At 41.9% G+C, this 14,278-nt stretch carries 9 protein-coding genes and 1 pseudogene; 5 read left to right on the forward strand and 5 right to left on the reverse strand.

Annotation, left to right across the window (positions count from 1 at the left end):
- Positions 1-30 precede the first annotated feature (30 nt).
- The 3 genes from MCT08_RS07680 to MCT08_RS07690 are packed head-to-tail and all read right to left on the reverse strand — an operon-like array spanning position 31 to position 2,012.
- Positions 31-657 (reverse strand): bifunctional 4-hydroxy-2-oxoglutarate aldolase/2-dehydro-3-deoxy-phosphogluconate aldolase, encoded by a 627-nt coding sequence (locus MCT08_RS07680; protein ID WP_053309412.1) that lies wholly within the window; start codon positions 655-657, stop codon positions 31-33.
- A 55-nt stretch (positions 658-712) separates the two neighbouring features.
- Positions 713-1,645 carry a 2-dehydro-3-deoxygluconokinase gene (kdgK, locus tag MCT08_RS07685; protein ID WP_171981120.1) on the reverse strand — a complete coding sequence of 311 codons (933 nt, stop codon included), beginning with the start codon at positions 1,643-1,645 and terminating at the stop codon, positions 713-715.
- A gap of 31 nt (positions 1,646-1,676) precedes the next feature.
- Positions 1,677-2,012, reverse strand: coding sequence for a cupin domain-containing protein (locus MCT08_RS07690; RefSeq protein WP_171981121.1), 336 nt, complete (start codon positions 2,010-2,012; stop codon positions 1,677-1,679).
- Positions 2,013-2,318: 306 nt separating this feature from the next.
- Between MCT08_RS07690 and MCT08_RS07695 the strand changes: the two genes are divergently transcribed.
- Both MCT08_RS07695 and MCT08_RS07700 read left to right on the forward strand, forming a co-directional pair.
- Positions 2,319-4,520, forward strand: a complete 2,202-nt coding sequence (locus MCT08_RS07695) for a heparinase II/III domain-containing protein (RefSeq protein ID WP_274678176.1) — start codon at positions 2,319-2,321, stop codon at positions 4,518-4,520.
- On the forward strand, positions 4,520-6,670 hold the full coding sequence (locus MCT08_RS07700) for a heparinase II/III domain-containing protein (protein WP_274673241.1): 2,151 nt from the start codon (positions 4,520-4,522) through the stop codon (positions 6,668-6,670). Before MCT08_RS07695 ends, MCT08_RS07700 begins: the two co-directional genes overlap by 1 nt.
- Before the next feature lie 188 nt (positions 6,671-6,858).
- On the opposite strand, the gene MCT08_RS07705 is transcribed toward MCT08_RS07700, so the two are convergent.
- Together MCT08_RS07705 and MCT08_RS07710 are read right to left on the reverse strand one after the other, a co-directional pair.
- On the reverse strand, positions 6,859-8,226 hold the full coding sequence (locus tag MCT08_RS07705; RefSeq protein ID WP_171981124.1) for an MATE family efflux transporter: 1,368 nt from the start codon (positions 8,224-8,226) through the stop codon (positions 6,859-6,861).
- 166 nt (positions 8,227-8,392) lie between these two features.
- Entirely contained in the window at positions 8,393-9,106 is a 714-nt protein-coding gene (locus tag MCT08_RS07710) for a FadR/GntR family transcriptional regulator (protein ID WP_274675425.1), read from the reverse strand.
- 364 nt (positions 9,107-9,470) lie between these two features.
- Between MCT08_RS07710 and MCT08_RS07715 the strand changes: the two genes are divergently transcribed.
- The 3 genes and pseudogenes from MCT08_RS07715 to MCT08_RS07725 all read left to right on the forward strand — a co-directional run bounded on the left by MCT08_RS07715 (position 9,471) and on the right by MCT08_RS07725 (position 14,183).
- Positions 9,471-10,190 carry a FadR/GntR family transcriptional regulator gene (locus MCT08_RS07715; protein WP_053309418.1) on the forward strand — a complete coding sequence of 240 codons (720 nt, stop codon included), beginning with the start codon at positions 9,471-9,473 and terminating at the stop codon, positions 10,188-10,190.
- A 112-nt stretch (positions 10,191-10,302) separates the two neighbouring features.
- A pseudogene (locus MCT08_RS07720) lies at positions 10,303-10,482 on the forward strand (hypothetical protein); the annotation flags it as partial.
- Between the two features lie 770 nt (positions 10,483-11,252).
- Positions 11,253-14,183 carry an SET domain-containing protein-lysine N-methyltransferase gene (locus MCT08_RS07725; RefSeq protein ID WP_274678178.1) on the forward strand — a complete coding sequence of 977 codons (2,931 nt, stop codon included), beginning with the start codon at positions 11,253-11,255 and terminating at the stop codon, positions 14,181-14,183.
- Positions 14,184-14,278 lie beyond the last annotated feature (95 nt).

Raw genomic sequence — 14,278 nt, forward strand, 5'->3', positions numbered from 1 at the left:
TGCAAGAGGCCGGACAGAATAAAAATAAACTTACGCGTTAACGTGAGCGACGGCATCACGAACTAATGTGCCTAGCTCTTCCCATTGACCTTGATCAATCAGTTGAGTTGGAACCATCCAAGTGCCACCACATGCAAGTACTGATGATACAGATAAGTAGTCATCGATATTGTTTAGACTTACTCCACCGGTTGGCATGAATTTTACGGGGTATACTGCTGATAACGCTTTTAACATATTCACACCGCCAGAAGGCTCGGCTGGGAAAAACTTCAAGGTGCGTAGTCCCATCTCCATTGCTTGCTCAACTAAACTTGGGTTATTAACGCCAGGTACGATTGGAATATTCTTATCCAAACAATATTGAACCGTCCGTGGGTTAAAACCAGGGCTAACAATAAAGTCGACACCAGCTTCGATGGCTTGGTCTACTTGATCGTTAGTTAAAATCGTGCCTGCACCGATTAACATTTCTGGAAATTCATCACGCATTGTACGAATTGCTTCAGCAGCACAAGGAGTACGGAAGGTGATTTCTGCACAAGGCATACCATTTTCCATCAGTGCTCGGCCCAGTGGGATTGCATCTTCCACTTTGTTAATAGCGATAACAGGGATAACTTTGAGTGCAGAAAGTTGTTCGTTTAATGTCGACATGGTTTTATCTCTTTGTAAGCAAAATAAACCTCAGTTAAGAGGTTTATTAAAAATATTATAAGGATAGCTTTGGCATAGCTTGCTCTGGGATGATAGCGCCGTGATGCTGAATAACACTACCAGCGACGGTATGCCCAGCAAATGCAGATTCTTTTGGTGTTCCACCACACAGGCGTTTTGCCAAGTATCCAGCACTAAATGAGTCACCAGCGGCTGTGGTATCGACCACGTTATCGACACGTGTTGCTGGTACATACTGTGCACATTCGGCATCAATCACCAAGCAGTCTTTACTGCCACGTTTGATAACAATTTCTTTTACGCCAGCTTGAGTCGTACGGTCAATACACTGTTCAAGATAGAGATCACCATAAAGCAGCTGCTCATCATCAAAGGTTAGTAGGGCCGTGTGCGTAAACGTAAGCATTTTTGTATAGTTTTCGATAGCTTCTCGCTGGCTATTCCACAGTTTAGGACGGTAGTTGTTATCAAAAATAACTTGCCCCCCTTTTGCTTTGTATGCCTCTAAGAAGCTAAACAGAGTATTGCGGCCGTTTTCTGTGAGAATTGCTAATGTAATACCGCTTAGGTAGATAGCATCGAACTCGAATAATTTATCCACGAGCGTAGGGGAGCTTGTTTGATCAAATAGGTATTTTGCCGCAGCATCATTACGCCAATACATAAAGCTACGCTCACCAGTACTATCGGTTTCGATGTAATAAAGCCCAGGTTGTTTATTTTCAATACGCAAAACAAGCTCGGTGTTTAGTCCCTCAGCTTGCCATTTCTGAATCATGGTTTCGCTAAATGGGTCTTGGCCGAGTGCCGTAACGTAATTGGTTTGTACTTGTTGTGCTTTTGTTAGTCGAGACAGATACAAAGCCGTATTTAGCGTGTCACCACCAAAAGACTGGGTAAATGCACCCGCTTTTTTTTGCAGTTCAACCATGCACTCACCAATGACGGCGATCTTTACAGAGTTCATATTCTTACCTTAATCAGCGGTGTTGGTTGTGTTAACTCAGGAAGTCTGCACGAGCAGGAGAAAACATATCAAGTAATATACTGTCTTGCTCAAGAGCAACTGCACCGTGCACAAAGTGCTTAGGTGCGATATAAGCATCACCAGCTTTAAGTACTTTTTTTACACCATCGACTTCAGCTTCAAAGCTACCGCTTACTACATAACCAATTTGGTCATGAATTTCGTGTGCGTGCGGAGCCCCAATAGCACCTTTATCAAAACATAGATGGACAGCCATTAGCTCGTCAGTGTAACCAACAATTTTACGCTTGATGCCACCGCCCAACTCTTCCCAAGGATTTTCTTGCAAATTAAAGAAATGGTTCATGTAGGTTCTCCTAAGCAAATATCGAATCAAATTTTCATGCTGGGTATTATAACCAAATCCACAATAAATAATACAATATGTTTTTATTGTGTGATACTAATCAATCTCATCTCATTTTTTTGTTTATAATCAGTTGGTTGTATTTTCATTGATCTTTTGGTAGCTGTATGAACAGCCTCGTTTAAAAGGGAAATTTGTGATTTCCTTCATTATTTAACGAGTATTTAGTATGATTTAATCTCATATTGTATTACTTTATGCGGAGTTTAAGAAACGAATCTCTTTAGTAAGAGGGTGACAAAAATTATGACGACACAACCAATTTTGCTGACGAATGCAGAAATAGAGCAGCTTCACCAAGAAATAGGACGCCCTAGCTTAATGGGGAAAACTATTGAAGCGTATAAGAAAGAGGTGGAGGCATTTATGCGTTTGCCACTTGATGTTCCTGGACATGGTGAAGCGGGTGGTTATGAACATAACCGCCATAAACAAAACTATACGTACATGAACTTAGCCGGTCGTCTTTTCTTGATCACTAAAGAGGATAAATACGCGAAATTTGTCCGTGATTTATTAGCGATTTATGCCGAAAAATACCTCACGTTTGATTTTCATGTTCAGAAAAACACCAATCCAACGGGACGCTTATTCCACCAAATTTTGAATGAGCATTGTTGGTTGATGTTTACGAGTTTAGCCTACTCATGCGTTGCTTCTAGCATGACAGAGCAGGAACGCCACGCTGTTGTGACGCGTATTTTTGAACCTATGCTGGACATGTTTACCGTTAAATACGCTCATGACTTTGACCGAATTCATAACCACGGCATTTGGGCTGTGGCGGCGGTTGGTATTTGTGGTTTGGCGATTGGTAAACGTAAGTACTTAGACATGTCGGTCTATGGCTTAGAGCGTAATGAAACGGGTGGTTTCCTAGCGCAGATTTCACAATTATTCGCGCCTTCTGGCTACTACATGGAAGGGCCTTACTATCACCGCTATGCGATTCGCCCGACCTGTGTGTTTGCGGAAGTGATTCACCGCCATATGCCTGAAATTGATATTTATAATTATAAAGACAAAGTGATTGGCAATACGGTACAGGCATTACTTGCCACCGCGTATCCGAACGGAGAGTTCCCTGCATTGAATGATGCTTCACGTACCATGGGCATCACTGATATGGGTGTGCAGGTTGCGTTAAGTGTTTATGCAAAACACTACGGATCTCAAGACCCTGGTGGTGTTGATAATAATATTTTAGGCATGGCGAAAATTCAAAATTCAGTATGGATGCATTCGTGTGGATTGGAGTTGTCACAAGCGTATGAGAAAGCAACGGCTCAGCGTGAAATTGGCATGCCTTTTTGGCCAAGTGTTGAGCTTAATGAAGGTCCTAATGGTGATAAGGGCGCACAAGGCTTTATCCGTATGCAGGATAAAAAAGGCGATGTGTCTCAACTGGTGATGAACTACGGTCAGCATGGTATGGGTCATGGCAACTTTGACACGCTCGGTATTTCGTTTTTTAACCGCGGTCATGAAGTACTGCGTGAATACGGCTTCTGTCGTTGGGTTAATGTTGAGCCTAAATTCGGCGGCCGTTACCTAGACGAAAACAAATCGTACGCTCGTCAGACCATTGCTCATAACGCAGTAACGATTGATGAAAAATGTCAGAATAACTTCGACGTTGAACGTGCAGACTCAGTACACGGTTTGCCTCATTTCTTCAAAGTAGAAGATGAGAAAGTCAATGGCATGAGTGCATTTGCCAACGATCACTACGATGGTTTTGACATGCAACGCAGCGTATTCATGCTAAACATTGAAGAGCTAGAATCTCCGTTATTGTTAGACCTATATCGCTTAGATTCTACAAAAGGCGGTGAAGGTGAGCACCAGTACGATTACTCCCATCAATATGCAGGTCAGATTGTTCGTACTAACTTTGAATACCAAACTCATAAAGAATTAAATACCTTAGGCAGCGATTTTGGTTATCAACACCTTTGGAACGTAGCCAGTGGTGAAGTAAGCCAAACGGCATTGGTAAGTTGGCTACAAAACAACACCTACTACACATGGTTGGGCACAAGTTCAAACGACAATGCTGAAGTTATCTTCACTCGCTCTGGGGCAAATGATCCATCATTCAATTTACGCAGTGAACCAGCATTCATCCTTCGCAGTAAAGGTGAATCAACCTTGTTTGCTTCAGTACTTGAGACACACGGCTACTTCAATGAAGAGTTCGAACAGTCAGTAAGTGCGCGAGGTGTTGTACAAAACATCACTATTATTGGTCATAATGACGTTGGTTCCGTTGTCGAAATTAAGACTGCGGTTTCTGACGTAATCGTGATGATCAGTAATCAACTTGGTGCAACAGAAAACACCAAACATACCTTAGAATTCCATGGTAAAGCATACAGTTGGACAGGTTTCTATTCTTTAGAAATCAATCAATTAGAGCAAGACCCCGCTGGGCAGGAGAAAAAATAATGAGCTATCAACCACTATTACTTAACTTTGAAGAAGCCGCAGAGCTTCGTAAAGATCTTGGCAAGGATAGCCTGTTAGGAAAAGCGCTTGCGCGTGATATTAAACAAACTGACGCTTATATGGCGGAAGTTGGCATTGAAGTGCCAGGTCATGGTGAAGGTGGCGGCTATGAGCATAATCGCCATAAGCAAAACTATATCCATATGGATCTTGCAGGTCGTCTGTTTCTCATTACCGAACAAGCGAAATATCGTGATTATATCGTGGATATGCTTACCGCGTACGCAACGGTCTATCCAACGCTTGAAAGCAACGTAAGCCGTGACTCTAATCCTCCAGGTAAGCTGTTCCACCAAACGCTGAACGAAAACATGTGGATGCTGTACGCATCTTGTGCTTACAGCTGCATTTATCACACGATTTCAGAAGAGCAGAAACGTCTTATTGAAGATGATCTTCTTAAGCAGATGATTGAAATGTTCGTAGTCACTTATGCACACGACTTCGACATCGTACACAACCATGGCCTATGGGCAGTGGCTGCGGTAGGTATCTGTGGTTACGCGATAAATGATCAAGAGTCAGTGGACAAAGCGCTTTACGGCCTGAAACTAGACAAAGTCAGCGGCGGTTTCCTCGCGCAACTTGACCAACTGTTCTCGCCAGATGGCTACTACATGGAAGGTCCTTACTACCACCGTTTCTCGTTACGTCCAATCTACCTGTTTGCAGAAGCGATTGAACGTCGCCAACCAGAGCTTGGTATTTACGAATTCAACGATTCAGTAATTAAGACAACCTCTTACGCGGTATTTAAAACAGCATTCCCAGACGGCACATTGCCAGCACTGAACGATTCATCGAAAACGATTTCTATCAATGATGAGGGCGTAATCATGGCAACGTCTGTGTGTTACCACCGTTACGAGCAAACGGATACTTTACTTGGTATGGCAAATCACCAACAAGACGTATGGGTTCATTCATCTGGTCAAACACTTTCTAATGCGGTTGCAAAGGCAGAAAATATAAAAGCATTTAATTGGGGAAGCCTGTTTGTTACCGATGGCCCTAAAGGTGAGAAAGGTGGCGTAAGCATTCTTCGTCACCGTGACGATCAAGACGACGACACCATGGCGTTGATCTGGTTTGGTCAACACGGCAGCGATCACCAGTACCACTCAGCACTTGATCACGGCCACTACGACGGTCTACACCTCAGTGTATTCAACCGTGGTCATGAAGTGTTGCACGATTATGGTTTTGGTCGTTGGGTAAACGTTGAACCAAAATTTGGCGGTCGTTACATTCCAGAAAATAAATCTTACTGCAAGCAAACCGTCGCTCACAACACAGTAACGGTTGATCAAAAAACACAAAACAACTTCGATACCGCATTGGCTGAGTCTAAGTTTGGTCAGAAGCATTTCTTTGTTGCCGACAATAAATCTTTACAAGGAATGAGCGGCTCTATTTCTGACTACTACACTGGCGTCGATATGCAACGCAGTGTACTTCTTGCTGAAATTCCTGAATTTGAAAAACCGCTAGTGATTGATATCTACCGTATTGAAGCGGATGCAGAGCATCAGTATGACTTACCAGTCCATCATTCAGGTCAAATTATTCGTACTGATTTTGATTACCAAATCGAAAGCACGTTGAAGCCACTTGGTGAAGATAACGGTTACCAACATCTATGGAACGTTGCGTCAGGTAAAGTCGAAGGTAGCTCACTGGTTAGTTGGTTACACGATAACAGTTACTACAGCATGGTCACTAGTGCGGTTGAAGGGAGTGAAGTAATTTTTGTTCGCACAGGGGCAAATGATCCAGACTTTAACTTAAAGAGCGAACCTGCATTTATTTTGCGTCAGTCTGGTCAAAACCATGTGTTTGCATCAGTACTAGAAACTCACGGTTACTTTAACGAATCTATAGAGGCATCGGTAGGTGCTCGCGGTCTTGTTGAATCTGTGTCTGTTGCGGGCCATAACAGTGTCGGGACTGTTATCCGCATACAGACCACTTCGGGTAACACTTACCACTACGGCATTTCAAACCAAGCTGAGAATGAACAAAATACGCTTCATTCGGTAGAGTTTGGTGGTGAAACGTTCTCGTGGGAAGGTGCGTTCGCCCAACTATAATATTTTCGACACTCATATCTTTGCGGGAACGAAGATAGAGATTACATCGGAAATAAGTCCAAGCCAGATAGCTGATGTTATCTGGCTTTTTTTGATATGACGAACTAGATATTGGATTTGATATCGGTGTGGAGGCTGTAGGAGAGAGGAACACCCACTTTCCTATCGAGTTGTTAAGCGCTATAAATTTAGTCATACATCAGCTTTTCAGCTTTCTGCATATCGAATTCTTTCAGTGACTTTCTGGCTAAATGCCGGAACGGCAGCATCTTAACGATTTCTTCAAAGGGCTGAATCGCGAAGGCCCAAAAAATTGACCCATCGAAAACAAGCACAATCAACGCACATAACGGGATTGAAATAATCCACTGACCAGTGAAATTAATCTTAAAGACATCGGTGGTTTTTCCTAGGGCTCGTAAGACATTGCCATGCACCGTGTTATAACCTCGAACGATAGGTAAAAAGATATATAACGGAGCAATAGCAGCCAGTGCATGGTAAGTTGATGGCGCTAACTCTGGGTAAATATCACCAATGACAACACTTATTGCTGCAAAAAGCCCTGCACAGAGAATGGAAATGTAAACCGCAACATCAATACTAGTATCGACATCTTTTACAAGGCTATCCATTTTACGTGAGCCTATCGCTTGGCTGATGGTGATCGCTGAAGAATGAGCCCAGGCCGTGATAAATTGAGATCCTGCGCGAACCCAAGGCATAACGAGTGTAATCGCTACATAAGCGTTAATATTCAGTTGTGAATAGATTAACTGATAGATAGTGGCCCCTATCGATAGAATGGTGATGTTTGCCGCAACTGGAAAAATTTCAAGGAAATGCTGGCGAATATTACGAGCTAATGAAGGTAAGTGAGGGCGGATATCAAGATTAACGTGTGAACCGAAATGTAAACAGACCGAGAGATACAGCAACCGGACACCAATCGCGATAAGACTTCCAAGTGCAGCCCCTTGAACACCAATGCCTTCAAATTGAGAAAATCCATGTATGAAAACAAAAGACAGTAAGGCATTGAGCGGCATTTCAATTAAGTAGCCTTTGAAAGGGATTTTTGTCCTTCCTAGGCCATTAAACAGGGCGATCATCACCTGTGTCAGTGCGGTAAATAACACAAGGTATTTGGAAATACTGAGGTAACTGTTGATTTGTACGTAAAGCGATGAATCATCGGTCAGTAGTTGGATCAACGATTGGTCAAACAGCGTTAACAGTAGCCAGAAAAAGATGGCAGCTAACGAATTGATGATTAACCCAGACAAAAAAGCCTTCGATAGTGAAGTATTTAACCCAGAACCAACTGCGCGACTTAGTACTAATTGAGTGCCGTTAGCCAAAGCCATCTGAATACCTAATACAAACGCAATTATCGTCGTCGCGATACCCATAGCTGCTAAAGAAAGTTCACCTAGTGGAGATACAAGTAGAGTATCAATCATTAACATTGACTGCATTAAAATGGCATTAAGCGCCAATGGCCAGGCGAGTGATAGATTCTTTCGAAGGTAAGATTGGGAAGACACAAAGACCACCTAAAATAAAAGCAACAACAAGGTGGCTTTGTGCGCCACAATGGTATTGCGCTAATGAACTTCAATGATATTTAACCGCAAAAGACAACTAGCTTATTGCAAGTTAATTCACGTTGTTTGCGGCTCAACTTTCTGTTTAATAGATATTTAATATCTCGCTTATCGGCTAGCTAGCGATATGGGCGAGTTTTTGGTTTTCATCATCTAGCAGTCGTTGCGAAGCAATTCTAGCTTGAGAAGCATTACCCGTCATGATGGCATCGTAAATAGCCTTGTGCTCTGATAAACAGAATCGACCGCCTTCGGCGGAATGGTCGATAAACTGTTTAAAAATAGCAGACAAAATATTGCTAAACGGGATGTAAAATTGATTGTCTGTTGACAGAAAAATAGTCTGGTGAAACTGATGATCATTGAGTGCCCAGCTGTCGTAATCAAAGCTGTTGGCAGCCCGCGTCATTTCTTGGAAAAAAATCGACAGCTGTTTACGTTGCTCCACAGTGGCATTGGTCGCAGCAAGTGCACAAGCTTCTGGTTCTAAGGCTTTTCGTAATCCTAAAAACTGTGAAAGGAATGGCTGAATATCGTCTAAATCTTGAATCCAGTCGAGCAATTGAGGGTCTAAAAATTGCCATTGTGCACGGGGAGAAACTAAAGTGCCTACCTTTGGCTTAGACTCAATAAGTCCCTTAGCTGAAACCAATTTTGTTGATTCTCTTAACGTAGTTCGACTGATCCCGAGTTGCTGACACAGTGTCATTTCATTAGGCAGTTTATAATGTTCTTTAAGCTCACCTGATAATATTTTTCGTGCTAGTTGCCTAGCAACTTGTACATGAATTCTTCGGCTAGAATCTTCAACCAAGGAGAATAGCGACATAGTGGCCACCTTATGCAGTGCTGTGTTTGAAGCGTAATGATTAGAAAACCAAGCAAAAATGCTCCTCTATATGATATAAATAATACAATATTACCTTGTTAATTCAAATGACAAGCTGAACCATTGGTCAAATATTGTGATTTGAGATCAAGATATGTGATTTGGTGCACGCTTATTGGTTACAGTGATGATGTGGAAGAGGGGGCAAGCAAGGATTGGAGCATGTCATTGATACAAGAAAGTCAAAATAGCAGTTTAAAAGCACTTAAATACATCACGTTTATAGAAAGTAGGTTTGTTGCCATTGAGTATAAAGTGCTATAATTTTCGTTAAATAATACATATTAAAAATAAGTAGTAACCTATGGCGAGTGCTTTTAATTCTATCTCTGATTCAAAACGTAGTTTGCATGTACAAGTTGCTCGTGAAATTGCACGTGGCATTCTTTCTGGTGATTTACCCCAAGGTTCGATTATTCCGGGGGAGATGGATCTTTGTGAACAGTTTGGTGTTAGTCGAACTGCGTTGCGTGAGGCTGTTAAGTTATTGACATCCAAAGGGCTTTTGGAGTCTAGGCCAAAAATTGGCACACGCGTTATGAACCGAGCTTACTGGAACTTTTTAGACTCTCAGCTTATCGAATGGATGGATGGGTTGGCTGACAACGATGAATTTTGTCTTCAATTTCTCGGCCTCCGGTATGCCATTGAACCTGCTGCTTGCGCTTTAGCCGCTCGCAACGCAACGGCAGAGCAACGCATTGAACTTTCTGCGGCTTTTCAAGCGATGTGTGAAGTGGCTGAAGCTGAAGAGTTTGACCAACAGCGATGGTTGGAAGTGGATACAAAATTTCATAGTCTGATTTTTAACTCAACAGGCAATGACTTCTACCTGCCGTTTGGTAACATTTTGACCACTATGTTTGTCAACTTTATATCGCACTCTTCTGAGGAAGGGAGTACCTGTATTAATGAACATCGCCACATCTACGATGCGATTATGGCTGGTAATAGTGAAAAAGCTCGCCAAGCTTCGGCAGACCATTTGCAGGCGACGAATCACCGGTTGCCAGTCGTTAATTAGTTCAAAACGACGTATTACGCTTTTGTGATTAATTTTAAAAAAAGCATACATTGGTATGCTTTTTTTATTTGGTTGATTATATAATAATACTAATCAACCAAAGGTATTCGTCATGACACAATCTCTATTGCCAAATATTGTTCAGTTTGTTGGTCAAATTGATCCCTTTGATAAAGTTCCTAAAGAGGCATTAAGAGAGCTTTCTAGCCATATTCAAATTGTGTATCTCGCCAAAGGTGAGGTCATTGATTTATGTCTCGAAGGTCAAGATAAATCCTTTAATGGAATTCGAAGAATAACCAAAGAAAGTATAATGAACTAATTATAATTCCATGTTTCATTACTTATTTTTTAATGTAATGCATTAAATAGTGAGGTTATCAGTAAGTGAGATGATAAATATATTAGCGCTTCAATAAAGCATATGCAGATTATGAGTATACTTACTTCCGTGATTGCAAAGATGGTGATAATAAGCAATCAACGATATTTCTCGAAATAAAATCTATTCAAGAAATAAAACTTAACAAAATACGCCATATATAATCATGATATTTATTTAATGGAGTCATAAATGTTTGCAAGTTCCATTTCTGCTGAAAAAAAAACACACACAAAGATGTAGAAGGTGAAAGAACCTTTCCATCTTTCCTCGTACAGAAGGTTAGTCACTCGCCTTTTAGATGTATACCTACATTTCTACAATCCCCTTCGACGACACTTGCGGATAAAGATCGCAACACAGAGCCTGAAGGAGTAGCTCGTCTACCTGCATGTCTACAATCCCTTTCGACGACACTTGCGGATAAAGATCGCAACACAGAGCCTGAAGGAGTAGCTCGTCTACCTGCATGTCTACAATCCCTTTCGACGACACTTGCGGATAAAGATCGCAACACAGAGCCTGAAGGAGTAGCTCGTCTACCTGCATGTATACAACCCTCTTCGACGACACTTGCGGATCAAGATCGCAAAGGAATAGCTCATCAATCTACATGGATACAGTCCAATTCGGCGGGTACGACGAGTGTAACTCCTCGTCGAGTAGATCAACAAAGTTTAGTGAATATAGGCATTGAAGAGCGCCATATCTCAAAAATCAGAGAGGGCAAGTTCAGCTCAAAAACCTTGAAAAAACTGGAGAATCTTACTTTAGAGCAGCAACAGCAACTGAAAGGTTGGGGAATTGTCGGTGATACATTAAGCAATTTAGTAAGCGGTGCCGGGAGTGGTTTAAAAAATCTAAATGCAGTATTGGGTATCACGCCAGAGCAAAAGGAAAAGCTAAGAACTTTTGGGATCACCCCCGACAAATTAGTTAAAGTACTCGATTGTTATGGCGGTTCCACAGCTCTGGAGAAATTGCTTAATCTCACGTCAGAACAGGAAAAAACATTGAATAATTTGGGAGTGCTAGGTGATAAATTTGTCTTTATTATGAAATGCGATGGTGCTTCAAATAACATGCAGACATTGCTTACACTTACGCAAGAGCAGGAGGAAACGCTAAAGGAGCTGAGAATCACTGATGACAAGTTAATTCGTGTAGTCGGACATACTGGTGGTGCTAAAACTCTTCGGGCCTTGTCGAATCTTACGTCAGACCAAAAGGTAAAGTTGAATAATCTGGATATCAAAGGGGACAGATTGGTTCGCTTATTAGGACATAAAGGCGGTTTTAATACTCTACAGACCGTGCTGGCTCTTTCGCCAAAGGAGGAGACAAAGCTGAATGATCTGGGGCTTAAGACTGACGCCTTAGTTCGTATAGCGGGACGTTCTGGTGGTTCCAACAGTCTACAGGCCTTGCTGGAAATCACGTCAGAGAAGAATGAAGAGCTAAAAAAACTGGGGATCACTGCTGACGAGTTACTTTGTATAGTGGGACAATTTGGTGGTTCCAAAAATCTGAGGTTCTTACTGGCTCTCCAACCTGAAGAGAAGGAAAAACTGATTGGTATGGAGATTACTGCCAAAAAATTAGTTTGTATCATGGGACATGCTGGTGGTGCCAAAAATCTGCAGTCCTTGCTGGATCTCCAATTTGAAGAGAAGGAAAAACTGATTAGTCTTGGGATCACTACTGTTGAGGACTTAGTTTGTATCGTGGGGCAATCTGGTGGTTCCAAAAATCTAAAGTCCTTGCTGGATCTCCAACCTGAACAGAGGAAAAAACTGATTGATATGAAGATTACTGACAAAAAATTAGTTTGTATCGTGGGACAATCTGGTGGTTCCAAAAGTCTAAAGTCCTTGCTGGATCTCCAACCTGAACAGGAGAATAAACTGATTAATATGGGGATCACTGCAGACAACTTAGTTCGTCTCGTGGGACGTGGTGGTGCCAACAGTCTACAGGCCGTGCTGGGCCTCCTACCTGAACAGGAGAAAAAACTGCATGATCTTGGGATCACTACTGTTGGCCAGTTAGTTTATATTGTGGGACATTCTGGTGGTGCCAACAGTCTACAGGTCGTGCTGGGTCTCCTACCTGAACAGAAGAAAAGACTGATTGATATGGAGATTACTGGCAAAAACTTAGGTTGTATCTTGGGACAATCTGGTGGTTCCAGAAGTCTACAGTCCTTGCTGGATCTCCAACCTGAACAGGAGAAAAAACTGATTAATCTGGGGCTCACTGCAGACAACTTAGTTCGTATAGTGCAACGTGGTGGTGGTTCCAGCACTTTGCCGATAGTCCTAGCTCTCACGCCTGAGCAGGAGAAAAAGTTGAATGATTTTGAGATCACAAAGGATCTGCTAGTCAACGTTGTAAGAACAACTAATCGTGCAAAAAATCTGCGGACCCTGCTAGATATCACACCGGAGCAGAAGGAAGAGCTGGATAAGTTGGAGATCACTAGTGGTGAATTAGTTAGTGTAGTCGAACATGGTGGTGATAAAAATCTGAAGGCTCTACTTGGACATCTTCCTAATTTGGATAAACGATATGCCCATCAGGCTGTGAGACTTTTAAATCAAAATGACGCTCATGCCTCTTTTTCCAATCAATACCAAGAGATGATTAAGCAAGACCGTTTACAAGATGGGGGCGATGGTCAGCGAGCGTCGGTAATTAGGTGGGCTGTGCCTCAAACCCCACCCATTTTACAAGTTAGAACAGTTGACCAGCGAGGGTCAGTAATTGTTGCTCGAGACTCTGTTATTGTTAACAATATGACTCGACTACATGTGCAATCTGAACCATCAACTACACACATGGAGGTAAAACAAGAGCCAAGTTGTGAAAGTCATGACGAAGTGTGTATTGACTCTCACCAACTGCGTAAAAGGCCACTCATAGATAACGGAGCGCCCATTTTAAGAAAATCTACAAATCCATCGCAATCGGCAGTTGCTTTAACAGAGGATAGCATCAATAGCTGGAGAGTTATTCAATATGGAGCTGAGTTAAAGAAAGCTTTAAATTCGCTATCAAATGCCGGGAAAAGGAGTGAGACTAAAAGTGCTATTGCAGTTAAATGTAAAGATTTTTTAAAGAAATCAATGGAAGGTCAACATGCTGCTTGGATTAATTCATGGGCAGATACAGACGTGCCTGTAGATGATGGACCGCTGCGTGGGCAGTCCGTATTTGCCAAACGTAATATGAAAGAATTTGAAGTACTGGGGGCTTACTCTGGGATCTTGCATGAAGATGAACGCTCACTCGATTATGCTATAAGAAAAGAGGGATCAGTACCAGTATTGACGTATTTATGGACTACTCCATCAAAGAAGAGAAGCATCGACGCCTCTCAGTATGCGAATTCATTAGCCACAATAAATACTGCCCATTTACCGAATAGTAGTAAGCCACAAGAAACACTTGCTAAACATAATAATCTTGACTATGTCAGATTTGGTCCTAACTATGTGTTTTATGTAGCACTGAAAGATATAAAGCAGGGCGAGGAGTTGCTTATTGATTATGGGCCTAGCTATGACCCATTTCACATAAAAGAAGAGGCTATAGATGACTCGATAAGTTGAATATAGGCACAGAGTTATAAGCACCATATTTTATTTTCAATACCTGTCTATCATCAAATAAAACAATAAGACTGCGCTGTTTCTATAAAATCAAA

The sequence above is a fragment of the Vibrio aestuarianus genome (genome assembly GCF_028858425.1).
In the GTDB taxonomy this organism is placed as follows: domain Bacteria; phylum Pseudomonadota; class Gammaproteobacteria; order Enterobacterales; family Vibrionaceae; genus Vibrio; species Vibrio aestuarianus.

Bases quoted from the DNA above. Each gene is read 5' to 3' on its own strand.
- MCT08_RS07695 (WP_274678176.1), top strand. From the start codon at position 2,319: ATGACGACACAACCAATTTTGCTGACGAATGCAGAAATAGAGCAGCTT.
- MCT08_RS07680 (WP_053309412.1), bottom strand. From the start codon at position 657: ATGTCGACATTAAACGAACAACTTTCTGCACTCAAAGTTATCCCTGTT.
- kdgK (WP_171981120.1), bottom strand. From the start codon at position 1,645: ATGAACTCTGTAAAGATCGCCGTCATTGGTGAGTGCATGGTTGAACTG.
- MCT08_RS07710 (WP_274675425.1), bottom strand. From the start codon at position 9,106: ATGTCGCTATTCTCCTTGGTTGAAGATTCTAGCCGAAGAATTCATGTA.
- MCT08_RS07715 (WP_053309418.1), top strand. From the start codon at position 9,471: ATGGCGAGTGCTTTTAATTCTATCTCTGATTCAAAACGTAGTTTGCAT.
- MCT08_RS07700 (WP_274673241.1), top strand. From the start codon at position 4,520: ATGAGCTATCAACCACTATTACTTAACTTTGAAGAAGCCGCAGAGCTT.
- MCT08_RS07690 (WP_171981121.1), bottom strand. From the start codon at position 2,012: ATGAACCATTTCTTTAATTTGCAAGAAAATCCTTGGGAAGAGTTGGGC.